Origin of the sequence: Limibacter armeniacum, from assembly GCF_036880985.1 — a bacterium.
GTDB lineage: Bacteria > Bacteroidota > Bacteroidia > Cytophagales > Flammeovirgaceae > Limibacter > Limibacter armeniacum.
This window is the reverse complement of the sequence record NZ_JBAJNO010000002.1, coordinates 199,889-215,135: the sequence shown is the minus strand read 5'-3', so window position 1 is coordinate 215,135 and position 15,247 is coordinate 199,889. Positions and strand designations below refer to the sequence as shown.

At 41.7% G+C, this 15,247-nt stretch carries 12 protein-coding genes; 4 read left to right on the top strand and 8 right to left on the bottom strand.

Features of this window, described 5'->3' with window-relative positions; translation table 11 throughout:
• Nucleotides 1-94: 94 nt before the first annotated feature.
• From V6R21_RS01965 to V6R21_RS01930, 8 genes are all read right to left on the bottom strand, one after another.
• Nucleotides 95-658 carry a Crp/Fnr family transcriptional regulator gene (locus V6R21_RS01965; protein ID WP_334240388.1) on the bottom strand — a complete coding sequence of 188 codons (564 nt, stop codon included), beginning with the start codon at nucleotides 656-658 and terminating at the stop codon, nucleotides 95-97.
• A 221-nt stretch (nucleotides 659-879) separates the two neighbouring features.
• Nucleotides 880-1,875: an alpha/beta hydrolase gene (locus tag V6R21_RS01960; RefSeq protein WP_334240386.1), complete on the bottom strand. Its 996-nt coding sequence runs from the start codon at nucleotides 1,873-1,875 to the stop codon at nucleotides 880-882.
• A 95-nt stretch (nucleotides 1,876-1,970) separates the two neighbouring features.
• A complete protein-coding gene (locus tag V6R21_RS01955; protein WP_334240384.1) occupies nucleotides 1,971-2,390 on the bottom strand; it encodes an OsmC family protein in 420 nt (139 codons plus the stop codon).
• 102 nt (nucleotides 2,391-2,492) lie between these two features.
• Nucleotides 2,493-3,341, bottom strand: a complete 849-nt coding sequence (locus tag V6R21_RS01950; protein ID WP_334240382.1) for a helix-turn-helix domain-containing protein — start codon at nucleotides 3,339-3,341, stop codon at nucleotides 2,493-2,495.
• Between the two features lie 404 nt (nucleotides 3,342-3,745).
• Nucleotides 3,746-4,372 (bottom strand): hypothetical protein, encoded by a 627-nt coding sequence (locus V6R21_RS01945; protein ID WP_334240380.1) that lies wholly within the window; start codon nucleotides 4,370-4,372, stop codon nucleotides 3,746-3,748.
• Between the two features lie 308 nt (nucleotides 4,373-4,680).
• Entirely contained in the window at nucleotides 4,681-4,950 is a 270-nt protein-coding gene (locus tag V6R21_RS01940; RefSeq protein ID WP_334240379.1) for a hypothetical protein, read from the bottom strand.
• A gap of 36 nt (nucleotides 4,951-4,986) precedes the next feature.
• On the bottom strand, nucleotides 4,987-5,154 hold the full coding sequence (locus V6R21_RS01935; protein WP_334240378.1) for a hypothetical protein: 168 nt from the start codon (nucleotides 5,152-5,154) through the stop codon (nucleotides 4,987-4,989).
• Nucleotides 5,155-5,746: 592 nt separating this feature from the next.
• Entirely contained in the window at nucleotides 5,747-6,055 is a 309-nt protein-coding gene (locus tag V6R21_RS01930; protein ID WP_334240377.1) for a hypothetical protein, read from the bottom strand.
• 503 nt (nucleotides 6,056-6,558) lie between these two features.
• Here V6R21_RS01930 and V6R21_RS01925 point away from each other — a divergent pair.
• From V6R21_RS01925 to V6R21_RS01910, 4 genes are all read left to right on the top strand, one after another.
• Complete coding sequence (locus V6R21_RS01925; protein WP_334240375.1) at nucleotides 6,559-8,259, top strand: arylsulfatase; 1,701 nt, start codon at nucleotides 6,559-6,561, stop codon at nucleotides 8,257-8,259.
• Between the two features lie 152 nt (nucleotides 8,260-8,411).
• Nucleotides 8,412-10,730 (top strand): glycoside hydrolase family 2 protein, encoded by a 2,319-nt coding sequence (locus tag V6R21_RS01920; protein ID WP_334240373.1) that lies wholly within the window; start codon nucleotides 8,412-8,414, stop codon nucleotides 10,728-10,730.
• A gap of 140 nt (nucleotides 10,731-10,870) precedes the next feature.
• On the top strand, nucleotides 10,871-13,975 hold the full coding sequence (locus V6R21_RS01915; RefSeq protein ID WP_334240371.1) for a SusC/RagA family TonB-linked outer membrane protein: 3,105 nt from the start codon (nucleotides 10,871-10,873) through the stop codon (nucleotides 13,973-13,975).
• Between the two features lie 36 nt (nucleotides 13,976-14,011).
• Nucleotides 14,012-15,247, top strand: a complete 1,236-nt coding sequence (locus tag V6R21_RS01910) for a hypothetical protein (protein ID WP_334240370.1) — start codon at nucleotides 14,012-14,014, stop codon at nucleotides 15,245-15,247.

The window sequence follows — 15,247 nt, the reverse complement described above, 5'->3', positions numbered from 1 at the left end:
AATACATTAACTGATAGTGTAAAGTTGGAGAAAGCACAGAAGATATACCTGTGACATATGTCACAATATTGAGACTAGGAAATAGATGAGTGTGTTATAGTTGTAGCCTACTTAAAGTTTCTCTGGAAACGCCAAGGTAAGCAGCGAGCTGGGTCTTGGATACTCTTTGAACGATAGAAGGATTTTGTGTGATAAGTTGCTCGTATCGTTCTTTTGCATTGGTGGTAAGTAGGGAAACGATACGTAACTGAGCACTGATAAAACCCATATGAGATTTATGAAGTATAAACCTTTCCATCTTGGGCATGCTGTCACACAATTTCCAATAATCTTCGTAGGAGAGGCAAAGAACTGATGTATCCTCAAGACACCTCAAAGACATGATTGCACTGGTCTGCTTGAAGAAAGCATAAAAATCGCTTTCCCACCAGTCTTCAGTTGCAAAGGAAACGATATGCTGTTTTCCGTTCTCATCATCATAAACAAGTTTTAGAAGCCCTGAAACAATAAAGTAACAGTATTTGACCCTTTCCCCTTGCTTAATGATAAAATCATTTTTGTTGAACTTTTGATTTGAAAAAAAGGATGAAATAGATGAAAATTCACCCTCGCTAATTGGAATTACTTTATCAATATGCTGTTTGAGTTTGTCTATCATTGAGCAATTGTCATACTTTGGTTCAAATATATTTGTGTTTCTCCTTTCCAATATAAGGTTCAGGTAAGGCTTCTCATAATGAGTTACAGAATATAAAAGAAAGAGAATAGAGCCTTATAACGGGTAACATGAAGTGAAGAAGATATGAATAGTATAGCGAATTCTACAAAAAAATAAGCCGTTGGAAATTAGAAGATTCCAACGGCTTTGGCTTATGTGACTTATAAACTACTGTTGTCATTTAATCCATTTTTTATAAATGTTCCTGCCTGAATCAAAGCTTCCTGTACTGCAGGTATGTTTGCTAAAGGATTCAGTAATCCATAATCGTGAATTAGTCCATTGTATCGGGTAAGTGTTACAGGGACTCCCGCCACATTCAACTTTCTAGCATATGCCTCGCCTTCATCTCTTAGCACGTCATTTTCTGCTGTTTGAACCAATGCTGGGGGTAAACCCTGTAACTGACGAGTACTTGCCTGTAGGGGAGAGGCATATATCTCTTTACGTTTATTCTTTTTAGGTAAATAATTGTCCCAAAACCATTTCATCATATCCTTTGTCAGGAATCTTTCCTCAGCAAAAAGGTTATATGATTCTGTCTCAAAGTTGGCATCCGTAACAGGCCATAGCAAGACTTGAAGTTTGAACTCTGGACCTTTTTTGTCTTTGGCCATTAATGTGACGGCGGCTGTCATATTACCACCCACACTGTTACCCACTATTGCCATATTTTTACCATTTACACCTATTTCACCACCGTTTTCAGCAACCCATTCCGAAACGGCATAGATTTCATTGATAGCTGTTGGGTATTGGGCTTCAGGTGAAGGAGTATAGTCTGGGAATACTGCAACAGCACCACTGTAAATAACCAAATCTCTTACGAGCCTCCTGTGCGTTGGGTAATCGCCCAAAACCCATCCACCACCATGGATAAAGATAAACACAGGTGCATTGTCTTTTACTCCCGTGGCTTTTGTTATGTGAATATTAACGGTGTGTCCGTTGTGTGTGATACTTCGCTCTGTTTCTTCAATTCCAGAATAATCCACTTCAACAGATTTTTGTGCGCCAACCAATACCTGACGGGCGTCCTTTGGAGAAAGTTCTTGTAAAGGCTTTCCTCCACTTGTGTTAAGAGCTTTCAGGAATGACTGTACTTCTGTAAAGATCAGTGGGTCATTCTCTCCATTATATGATCGTTTCTGTGCCATCGTATTTGAGATTGAGAGTATTACAGAAATTATTATTAGACTGATTGATTTGATCGTTTTCATAGTGTTATAAGAATATAGTTGGGGTGGTGATTTTACTTTTGCTGCTGTAGGTTGGCTTCGAGTAGAATTTCAAAACTGAAAGCTTGACTTACAGGACAGGTCGCTTCAGCATTTTTGGCTATCTGCTGAAATTCCTCATCTGAAATACCAGGAACCTGAGCATTTAGCACCAACTTGGACTGGGTGATTTTACCATCTAGTAGCGTTACGATGGATTCTGTTGTAAGTGTATCAGGGGTGTAACCAGCAGTGGAAAGGTCCAAGCTCAGTTTCATGGTAAAACAGCCTGCATGGGCAGCAGCCAACAGTTCTTCAGGGTTGGTTCCAAAGCCATCAGCAAAGCGGCTGTTAAACGAATATTGCGTTTGGTTCAATACTTTGCTTGCAGTAGTTAGGTGACCTTTTCCTTCTTTGATTGTACCGTTCCAAACGGCTTGTGCTTTACGTTTCATAACCTTTGCGTTTACATTTTTAATTTATTGATGAAACAAAGGTATGGGATAGCTAAGGGTAAATAAATGCACAAAAGTCCATTATGATTGTATGTTTTTCCCTCACTGGTAGTTTTTCTTAAAAAATGTAGGAGTCTCACCTACCTTATTGCTAAAAAGTCGGTTGAAATAAGCAGGGTCCTCATAACCCAATTCATAGGCAATTTCTTTCACACTCATGGATGTGTAACTCAGAAGTCTTTTGGCTTCCAGTATGATTCTATCTTTTATGATGTCATTAGGTTGAGGTAACCCTAATCTTTTAAATTTATTGGAAAGTGTTTTTGATGCAACTCCAAGAAGGTCCGCATAGTCAGCCACTGTATGTTTTGTTTTATAATGGATTTCTACGAGTCTACTAAAGTCCCTAAAAAATTCAAGCTCAGCACTTGGTTCTTCATTGAGGGTATTCAATTGTTGCTTTTTCCATATCCGTGTAGCCCTTATAATAAGTTGTTTGAGATAGGTACGTATCATTTCTTCCTGTGAGCTATCATTTAAATCAAGTTCTTGCTGAATTTGGTTAAAGATAAACTCAATGGTTTGCCGTGCTTCTTTATCTAAGGTTGTTTGCGGCATTTGATAGATATTGTTGAAGAGAAGTCCATCGCAAGCTACTTCTGCATCATGTATTTGAATGCAGTAAAAATCACGGTTGTAGTATATAAAGTGTCCAGAGGCTTTTCCAGCTTCTTCAAGCTCAATGTACTGGTTACTGTTGATGAAAAATAGACATGGTTGTTTGGACTCATACTTCTTGAAGTCTACAGAAACCTTATATCCGGCAGGAAGAAAAAGTACCTTGATATAAGGTCTGTAAGCTTCATCGTTTATTTCTGAAATGGTATCAGTGGTTACAGGCAGGTAACCAATTCTCTTGTAATGTGACTCAAAGTATTTGTAAAGACTCATATCTATTCATCCTTTAGATCAGATCAAAAAGCCTAAATAAAGAAATACTTGATAAGATGAAAAAGCGAAAGAGATAAACCTTTTGTTTTCTTGGACTAGATGCCATGACTACAATTAAAAGCTGATAGCTTGGGAATTCCATTATTTACTGTACCCCCTCCAATACCTTCTTTCTTTCAGAATGGGTTTATAGAATAATCTTCTTATGAGGCTGAAGAGATTGCCATCCTGAATTAGTATTGTAAGACTTATATTACAGTCGATTCTGGAAAATGTAGGTTTTTCAAGAATGACTCATTGTGGTTTGAAAAGGTAAAAGATAAATAACTAATATGTTATGACCTTGCTTTCTCAATTAATTCAAATAAGTAGCATTCATTGCCTTATTACTGTAAAAACCATTATCAGAAATGTACATCTTTAATTCTTTGCTTTATAATTAACTTTATTACTTCTGCTGACATTGCTATTGCAAAAGCTGTTACACCAATATACAGTATGATATCATGGAAAACTCCTAGATACTGGCCGTCAAACAATGTAGTAGTTACAGCTGCAACTGTTATTACATACCAAAGGACATTTATTAGCTTTTGAGTCGAGTGTATACGTATTGTGGAAGACCAATTGTGATAGATGACTTTTTCGGGGAACTGGATAATTAGTTTTCTCAAATAGCGGTTTGCTTCTTTGAATTTTTTATGATAAAAATTAGCAATGACGCAATCAAACAGGAGTGTTTCATAGAATTCAATATTAAGCAATTCTACTTCCTTAAACCCTGAATGTATTTGAAATAAATATATAGCCTTATTTATTACTGGGAGGGCTTTTTTGTAATCTTTGGTCATAGTCAGATGGTGTGCGTAGTCAGCGGTTAATCGCATAACTTTATAGTGCATTTCACTATCTCCATCTATAATCTCGTGATCAATTACTTGTCTATTTGTCTCGAAAATATCAATAAACCTGCCGGACTCTTTGGTTGTTTCGTCAGTATATATTTTGTTATATAATTCTGTAATTGTCATTATTCAATTGGTTGTATATTGCAATACTCCGTAAACTTTTAGGCGGCAATCTTGCCATATTCAATCAACTCCCGATAGGCAGCTGATTTTTTATTGGTTCGGGCATCTATTCCGAATCTTGAAAAAAACTTTTTGAAGGAAATGCTCATTGAAAGCCAATGCCTTAATATCCGACAAAGAGAAAGTTCCTCTCTCTTCCATCGGTACACTCAAGTGATGACAAACCTTCGCCAAGTTCACCGCCGTCAGGCTGGCATTAGTATGAAAATGAACCTTCTCTTTGCTCCTGACTTGTGACTGATTGAGTCCTAGATGCTGTTTGCCATCTTTGTAGAAAATCGGAGTCTGTAGATTCTAAGCAGCTTCATGCCATCCATTTTCGTGTCAGTACTGAAGTATACTTCTGTTTTAATCTTGCCCTTCCTGTTTGTTTTATACAGGGTCACGCATTTGGCAAAGAGCTGTAGCGCGCTTGAAGGCGACCGGCCAGGCTTGACAACCCCTTCATAGATTTTTACTGCATCCATTTCACCAGAAATTAACTTGAAGTGTAGCAGGTCAGGGTGCAATTTATCCACCTTTTTACTGTAGACTTTAGGTCTTCCTTTTGCGGCCTATTCTCCAGTATATCGGTAGCGCAGCACCGCATTGGAGGCTAGTTTGCTTACCAATGTCAAGCCGCTTTCAATCACTTTATCCACGAATGGTTTGCGAGAAAAGTAGGCATCTGCCACCAAAATATTAGAAATACGCTTGAGGTCTTCTTCTTTGCGTTTGACCATAAAAGCATAATAACTAATAGCGTACTATAACCCCCATGTCCCACGGTCTGTTCTGCTTCCAAGTGAAGAGCGGTCTCATCTTCCAAGCCTATGGCTGCAAAACCTGCAATCTCAAGTCCATGCATTTCCCTTCCTGCACAGCTAGACTAGAAATAGCCGTGCCTGATTTGGAAAGGAAACTCGGATCAAATGCCACTACCCATTCTTGCTTTTGACAGTGAGAGAGTAATAAGGTATTAAAGGTAAAGAAATTGAATCCTTTGCCGAACCAATTTCTCAATGTTGTTTCAGTCAACTGACTGTAACGGGCAATGTTGGTTAGATTATATATTCCACTGATTATCAGTGTGGTAGTGAAGGGGTGAATCAAAAATTTCTTCTGAGGCCCAGCGTAAGCCCTGCATTTTATCCAATATTTGTTCCGTGAGTATCTCGATGCTCATGAGCGAAAGTTTTATTTGGGTGTAGGAACCACAAAATTAAGCTTTCGCTTTTTTATTGCCAAGACTCAAAAAACTTTACGGAGTATTGTAAATATATTATGGATCATACTTTTAAATATCAATTAGGCATTAATTAATGCTAAGTGTTGTTAGAAAGCCAATGTTAATATAGAAATGATTATATACAAAAATATAAGCCACCCTTTTAAAGGGTCTTTCTTTTTATACCTAGTCATAAAATCATCCCTTTTCACAATTAAAAAGTGAACAAAAAAATTAACTGACATCAACATAATAAGTCCTGCCCATCTACTATTAATAGAATCTAGAATAGTTGTGAACCCAAACTCATTTTTTAGATAAACTTTTAAAACAACTAAATTTAAAAAAGGGAAAATAGAAAACACAGCTCCCCCTAACCACCTTCCATATCCGATATCTTCTTCTTTTACTTTCAATTCATTTTGTGAGATAAATGAATAAAACCTCCATACGATATAGTGCATAGACATCTTTGATAACTTTCCTGAGTGTTTTGTTTTTGAGGGGCAATCCTACCATTAATATCTGCTAAAACCAAATTCAGTTTGGGGTTTTGAATATATGTGTGTGATGTACATACAATGCTGATAGACTATCAGCTGTCATAAATTCATCCCCCTCAATTCTGTTCAATCCCAGCATTTTTTCATTTCTACTACCCAAAAAATCCTTCGTTATCGTTCAACTTTCTGTCAGAATAGTGCGATTAAGTGCTCAGTTGGTGGGTTTTTCCATGTATATATGTTCACAACCGGTACTTTTGTTTAAAAGTGTGTACATGACGTTTGATTATAACGTGTAGGCAGGACATTTAAACAATAGTGCAAGTCGAATTGGATGGGTGCGCTTACTTTTGTGAAGGATGGTAGCGCATATCGCCACCTCAATTTGACTGAGACATTTTTAAATAAAGCATTCTATGAACTATAAAGCTTACTTTTATTTTTTTCTGCTGTTGCCTTTTATGGCAGGATGCGCAACACAGGGAAACAGAACGGCAAGCACGCAGGATTCGGAAGGGGATAAGCGACCGAATATTGTCGTGATTATGGCAGATGATTTGGGCTACTCCGACTTGGGTTGTTTTGGCGGTGAAGTTGAGACTCCATCGTTGGACAAGTTGGCGGGAGAAGGTGTCCGCTTCACGCAGTTTTATAACACCTCCCGTTGCTGCCCGACAAGGGCGTCATTCCTGACAGGACTTTATCCGCATCAGGCTGGTATCGGTCGCATGACGATGGATGCAGGACAGCCGGGCTACAGAGGCTACCTGACCGAAAATACTGTTACGGTGGCTGAGGTACTTAAGGGAGCTGGTTACCATACAGGTATGGTGGGTAAATGGCATGTATCTCCTACAGAGCGCAGAGAGAAAGATGAGCAACTGGCTTGGCTAGCACACCAAAAAGATTTGGGGGATTTCTCAGACAAGTCTACCTATCCGACAGCTCGTGGTTTTGAAAAGTATTATGGTAATATCTGGGGAGTGGTGGATTACTTTGATCCGTTCAGTTTGATGAATGGGGATGAGAAAGTGGAAAGCGTACCGGAAGGCTATTACCATACGAATGCAATCGGAGATTCGGCAGTCGCTTATGTAGACGAGTTTGCCAAGGACGATAAGCCCTTCTTCCTGTATGTGGCGCATTGTGCCCCGCACTGGCCATTGCAAGCTTTGCCGGAGGATATCAAGAAATATGAAAGCGTATATAAAATTGGTTGGGACTCAATCAGGGTAAAACGCTATGAGCGTATGCAACAGCTGGGACTGATCAGCAAAGAGAATGCAGAATTCTCGCCACGTATGTTCCCAAAACTGGATTGGGAAACTAACCCCAACAAAGAATGGGATGCTCATGCGATGGCGGTTCATGCAGCAATGATCGATAGAATGGATCAAACAATTGGAAAGTTGATGGATAAATTGGAGGAAACAGGGGAGATGGATAATACCATCATCCTCTTCCTTTCCGACAATGGCGCCAGTTACGAGCGTCCTTCCAAATACGGACCTGGCTTTGACCGTGCAGGTAGTACCCGTCAGGGTGAAGAAGTGAAGTTCCCAGTAGACAAAAGCACAGATGCCATGCCGGGACCACAGACGGTTCATGCGGGTATTGGTCCGGTTTGGGCAAATGTTGCGAATACGCCTTTCCGTTATTACAAATCCAAAGTTTTCGAAGGTGGGATTCGTACCCCTATGATTATGCACTGGCCAAAGGGAATCACAAAGCAGGGCGGATTTGAAAAACAGACTGGCCATGTAGCAGACTTGATGGCAACATTTGTGGAGCTGGCAGGGACAGCATACCCAACGCAATTAAATGGGCATAACATTACGCCAACAGTAGGGACAAGCCTTGTACCTGCGATCAAAGGTACAGGCGAAGTGCAGCGAAATACCTTGTTCTGGGAGCATTTTGGCAGCAAGGCCATCAGACAGGGCGACTGGAAGCTGGTAATGTTAGACAAAAAATCAGATTGGGAACTGTACAATCTGGCTGAAGACCAAACAGAAATGCATAATCTGGCAGCGAAACACCCTGAAAAGGTAGAAGAGTTGGCAGCCCTTTGGGAGCAGCAAGCACAGGCTTATCAGGTTTACCCGATGCCGCAATAATATTCCTTTCAGCAGCGGTAATGACCAGCCGCTGCTGAATTTCCAACAAGAAGACTGAGCATTATTTTCGGAAACCCCTCAAAAGGTATCCCGATACCCTACAGCCTTTTGTTAAGACAATTTTGACAAGAAACTATTATAACTAAATCCTTATGAAATTGAGAAAAAGTGCCCTGTTGGTACTCATGGCTTGCCTGAGTGCAACCGGTTTGCAGGCACAGAAAAAGCAGGACGTCTTGCAGTATTCCATGCAGACGAAGTGGGCAAAGGAGGTTGATCCACAAAATGTAAGACCAGAATACCCACGTCCGCAGATGACCCGTGACAATTGGGAAAACCTGAACGGTTATTGGGAATATGCCATAGAGTCAAAAGGAAAAGGAAAACCTTCCAAATTTGATGGTAATATTCTGGTGCCATTTGCAGTGGAATCTGAGTTGAGTCAGGTTAAGAAAATGGTGGGGCAGGAAAATTACCTTTGGTACAAAAGGACTTTTACGGCTAAGAAAAATAACAAGGAGCGTGTATTATTGCACTTCGATGCAGTAGACTGGGAAGCGACGGTTTTCCTGAATGGCAAGGAGATCGGCGTACACCGTGGTGGTTTTGACCCTTTTGAGTTTGATATTACGGCATACCTGAAAGAGGGAGAGCAGGAACTGCTGGTAAGGGTTTGGGACCCGACAGACCAAGATACACAGGCAAGAGGTAAGCAATCGGCTACTCCTCGTGGCATTTGGTATACACCAGTTACAGGCATCTGGCAGACGGTTTGGTTAGAGACTGTGCCAATGGATTATGTAAAGAGAATCAATACCCGACCTGATATCGATCAGCGTCAGGCAGCAGTGAAGATGGAATTCTCGCCTCTTTCAAAAGACCTGAACCTGGTCGTGACAGCCAAAGTGGAAGGTAAAACGGTGAACGTGCAGACAACAGCGCTGAAGGTGGGAAGCAGTCAGGCAGAGATTGACCTTAACATTGCAGATCCGAAATTGTGGTCTCCTGAAAATCCATTCTTATATGATATGGAAATTGCCTTGCAGGATGAGAAAGGCAATACCATAGACAAGGTAGGCAGCTACTTTGGTATGCGTAAGATCTCACTGGGTAAGGATGCCAACGGTTATACACGCATTATGCTGAACAACGAGCCTGTCTTCCATTGGGGGTTGTTGGATCAGGGTTGGTGGCCTGACGGTCTGTATACAGCACCTACCGAAGAGGCAATGCTCTATGACGTAAAGGTAACCCGTGATATGGGTTTTAACATGATCAGAAAACATGTAAAGGTGGAGCCTGCCCGTTACTACTACCACTGCGATAAGATGGGTGTTTTGGTTTGGCAGGACATGCCGAACGGCAATTACCTGAAAGAACTGAGAGTGGAAGCATGGGAAAAGGATGTGAAACGTCCCAAAGAGTCGGCTGTACAGTTTGAGTCAGAGTTGAAAGAGATGATGGATGACTTCGGGACTTTTCCTTCCATTGTGGTTTGGGTACCATTCAATGAAGGTTGGGGACAGTACGATACGGAGCGCATCGCTGAATGGGTGAAAAACTATGACCCAACCCGTATCTGTGATGCACCAAGCGGATGGGCAGACCGTGGCGTAGGAGATCTGGTAGACATTCACCTGTATCCAGGACCTGGTATGGAGCCTGCTGAGAAAAACCGGGCTTCCGTTTTGGGTGAGTTTGGTGGATTGGGCTGGCCTGTGGAAAATCACCTGTGGTGGAATAAGAAGAACTGGGGGTACCTGACCTACAATAGTCAAGAAGTATTCACAGATGAGTTTAGCCGCATTGTGGAAGAGTTGCAACCGTTGGTAGGTTGGGGACTTTCAGCTGCGGTATATACGCAAACGACAGATGTGGAAGGTGAGGTAAATGGACTGATGACCTATGACCGTGAAGTGATCAAGGTAAATCCGGCAGAGATCAAAAAGCTGTCTGCCAAGCTGTACCAACCTTGGTGGAACAAGCAAATGTTGGTAGCCGATTCGGAAACAGAACGTCAGGAATGGATGGTAACAGAAAGCAAGCCTGCTAAAAACTGGATGGCTACTGATTACGATGACTTCTTCTGGATGAAAAAGGAAGGACCATTCAGTACTGAGGAAATGTATACACTGGAAGCAAGCACAGGATGGGATTCAGACAAGCTTTATGCAAGAAAGAAGTTCTACCTGAGCCAGTTGCCACAGCACTTATACATCAAGCACTATCTACCGAAGGCAAAGGTAAAGATTTATGTCAACGGGCATGAGATTAAAACCATTGAGGATAAAGGAGGCAGAAAAAGACACTACAGCCATGAGCTATTCAATGAGGCTATCAAATACTTGAAGGAAGGTGAGAATGTACTGGCAGTAGAAGTGGAAAATGGGAAGGAAAAGGCAGCTTTTGACCTTGGATTATATACATCTGAAGTAATGATACCGCTGTCGCCTGATACGGCAGCCAACTGATAAATCAATAATGCAAGGCAGGGGAGATTTCTGGACTTCAAGCTCCTCTGCCTGATTTGAAACTGAACTGATAGACACACTTGATAATCGGGCAGCCTTTGGCTGGCTGTTTTCAAACCCAATTAAACAACAATATGAAAATGAATGCAAAACATTTACCATGCTCTATTGGGGGTAGTACTCGGCAATTGCTGAAGCTCCTGTTTTGTGTGATTTTACTTTGTCAGCTGTTGCTGCCACAAGTTACACGTGCACAAGCGAATCTAATCTCTGGTCATGTGTTTTCCTCAGATGATGGTGAGCCACTGATTGGGGTAAACGTAGTAGAGAAAGGTTCTACCAATGGTACGATTACAGATTTGGATGGCAAGTTCAAGTTGTCAATCAAATCCAATTCTACGTTGGTAGTCAGCTATATTGGTTATAAAACGCAAGAAATAGCAGTTGGTAACCAAACCAATCTTAAAGTATCTCTTGAGTTGGATATGACACAGCTGGATGAGTTAGTGGTAGTAGGTTATGGTTCTGTAAAGAAAAGTGACTTGACGGGTTCAGTCGTTTCAATGAAAGCGGAATCGCTGAATGCAGGAAGTAATGCTTCTCTTGAGCAACTGATGCAGGGTAGAGCACCAGGTGTGGCTATCCAACAGAAAAGCAGTGAGCCGGGTGGAGCCATGTCGATTAATATCCGTGGAGCAAGTTCCATAACGGCAGGTAACGAGCCATTATATGTGATTGACGGCATGCCGATCAACAATGCAGCGGCAGTGTCGGGAACAGGGGCAGGCTTTGCTGCAAACAACAACCCTCGAAATCCGCTGAATGCCTTGAATCCAAGTGATATTGAGTCTATTGAAATTCTGAAAGATGCTTCCGCAACAGCGATCTATGGTGCCAGGGGTGCCAATGGAGTAGTTATGATTACAACCAAAAAAGGTAAAGACGGAAGCTTAAGAGTTTCTTATGATACTTATTATGGTATGCAGACTGTTGCCAATCAGTTAGACTTATTGTCAGCTACGGAGTATAAGCAAGTACTGAATGATATTATTGCCGACGGTGGTGGCAATGCTGATGAGGAAGTTGGCGAAATTCAGGAAGGAGGAACAGATTGGCAAAAAGAACTGGTAAGGTCAGCACCAGTACAGAGCCACAACTTGAACTTCTCAGGTAGTGGTGGCAATACAAGCTATTATGTGTCATTGGGTTATTTTGACCAGCAAGGTGTGGTGAAAGAGTCTGGTATCAAACGTTATACTGCCCGCCTTAATCTGGAGAATGGCATTGACAAGAAATACAAGTTTGGAATCAACCTGACAACCTCCTTAATCAAGGATGACTTTGTGTCAAATGGTGTTGGGGTAAATGAGAATGGTGGTGCTATCTATGCAGCGATCAACTACGACCCGACGATCTCCATCTATGACGGAAATGGAAACTTTAATCGCTCTCAGTTTATTACCATTGATAACCCAGTAGCCTTGCTGGAAGGTGAGCAAGCGATAGCAGATACTTACCGTACATTCGGTTCCATATTCGGTGAATATTTTCTATTACCATCCTTGTCTGCTAAGGTTAGGATAGGGGGAGACTTTAACTCTTCTAAACGTAAAGTATGGGTTAGTCCTGAGACCTTGGACGGCAGTCAACAAGGGGGGATTGCCTCATTGCTGACAGGACTGAGAACCTCTTACCTGTTAGAAGGTACGCTGAATTATAACAAGACTTTTGGTGAAAACTATATCAATGCTGTAGCCGGTGTAACGACAGAAGAATTCTTCAGTGAGTCATTTACAGGAACAGGCAGGGGCTTTACATTGCCTGATCTTGAATACAACGCCATCGGTTCGGGAGACCCATTGCTGAACCAATTGGGAAGCGGTGCGCAGAGTGCTAGACTGCTCTCATTCCTAGGCAGAGTAAACTACTCTATTAAAGACAGATACCTGATTACGGCTTCGTTCAGGGCTGATGGTTCTTCCCGTTTCGGACCAAGCAATCGCTTCGGTTATTTCCCTTCTGCAGCAGTGGCATGGAAGATGAAAAACGAGGAATTTTTAAAAGATGTGGAGGTGCTTTCACAACTGAAATTGAGAGCTAGTTACGGAGCGATTGGTAATCAGTCCATTGCCAACTACATGTACCTGTCCACGCTTTCGGTAGGTAAGGATGTCGTATTTGGCGATAACAAATACACAACAATCAATCCATCAAGAACGCCAAACCCAGACCTGAAATGGGAGGCAACCAATCAGTTGGATATAGGATTGGACTTTGGTTTTATGGAAGATCGTATCTACGGTACCATCGAATATTTCAACAGGAAAACAACAGACCTTTTGTTGAATGTACCAAAACCTACCAGCCTTGGCTTTGGCTCAAGACTTGAAAACGTAGGCAGCATGCAGAATGCAGGTATTGAGTTTATGATTGACTCCAAGAACTTGGTAGGCAAGTTCAAGTGGGATACCAATATTAACTTCTCGGTGATCCGTAACAAGGTACTGGACTTGGGCGATACAGATGAGATCATTGCCGGTAACCTTGGCTTTGTGTCTGGGGCTTCTGTAATCCGTGTTGGTGAGCCTCTAAACTCCTATTATGGTTATATCGTGGATGGTGTATGGCAGGCAAATGATGATTTTTCAGTAACGCAGGACAATGTAGCACCGGGTGATATGAAGTTCCGTGACCTGAATGGAGACGGTACCATCAACGATGATGACCGTACAATTATCGGCAGTCCATTCCCTGACTTTAGCTGGGGTCTGACCAACACCTTCTCTTATGGTAACTTCTCATTGTCAGCCTTTATTGAAGGGGTACACGGAAACAGCTTGCTGAACAACAACTTGGTGGATACCTATTTCCCGATCAACTTCAGACGTAACAAACTGGCTGAGCCATACCTGAACCGTTGGACAGAGTCAAACCCATCGGATGAGTATCCTTCATTTGTCAACCCAACTGCTCAGGGACAGCGTATGGTGAATACCAAAACGGTGGAGGATGCCTCTTATATTCGTCTTCAGTCTGTAAGGTTAGGCTATAACCTACCAGTCGAAAAACTGAAATATATCAACAAGTTGAATGTGTATGTAACCGGTCAGAACCTGATGACTTTTACTGGTTATAGTGGGGTAGACCCTGCAAGTAACGCTAACGGTAGCAACATCCTGAAGATCGATTACAACGCTTACCCATTGGCGAGAACCTTTATGGTAGGCCTGAACATTGGATTCTAATCTTTTGCATTATTTACTCCAAAATTTAAACCCAAGATGAAACAGTTCAATATTTGGTTAAACGTTGTTTGTTTTCTGCTACTGATGGGACTGGGTGCGTGCGAGAAGGAGATGGAAACAGTGAAGGAACCGCTGACAGACAACAATAAAATTGAAGAGGTATCAGACACCTCAAACTATAAAGTTAGCTTAACTGAAGTACAGGCGTTTGGGATCAATTACAATGGGCAGCTTGACTTTGTGGATTACGACAACCTGCAACGTACACAGACAACATGGGTAAGGGGATTTGTAGACTTTTTCCAGTTCTATAATGATCCTTCAAAATTGGATACTGACGTACGGATTCAGAATTACCTGACGCTGAAAGACAATGGTTACAAGACAATCCTGAATATCAAGTGGGATTTCAAAGGAAAAGGCTTATCCATGCCTGCAGTAGGTAGTCAGGAGATGACAGACTATAAAAACTTCCTGACACAAGTGCTGAACAAGGTATGGAACAAGACGGACATTATCGTTGTGGGGAACGAACCTTTTATCGAAACACCGATCGGGGAGCGAGACCAGCGTCTGGTGGATTTTTATAAAGAGATTGCCAAGAAGGTTAAAAACTACCGTACTAACCAGACCAAGAATGATACACCAATTTTCCTGGGGGCAATCAATAACCTTTACCAGAATTCTCTCAGGACACAGGCTGTCGTAGACCTGCTGGCTTTTGTAAAGGAAAAGAACTGGATTTCAGGTATTGACCTGCATATTCACCATTCAGCGATTGAGGATATTACAGGCTCCATGGATTATGTGAATACGAGAATCAGGGATGATCAGAAAATATTGGTAACGGAGTTCTCACTGATGAAGCATTGGAAACTGAAACTTCAGGAAAATATTCCTTCCAACTTTGCTCAGGAGTACGGCAGGAATACTAACTGGAAGAACTACCAGTACATAGATTATGCCCTAAAGAATCCAGTTTCACGTCCTGAATGGGTGGCTTTCTTGCAAAACAGCTACTGGTTTGAGAACCGGAAGTTCTACCTCTCTAATGCTTATGATTTGATGACGGGCTATAACAAATTCTACATTGCTACATATGGCATCAGACAGAGCTACCCTTATGGTCAGGACTTTACAGCCAATACGGATCCTTGGGTGTTGAACGCCTTGTACGTAAACCGGTCAGTGGTATTGAACCCTTCTACTGGGCAAGAGCAGTTTAACTATGCCTTTATTGACGATTTCAGAGCTATTCAAAACATGAACTAA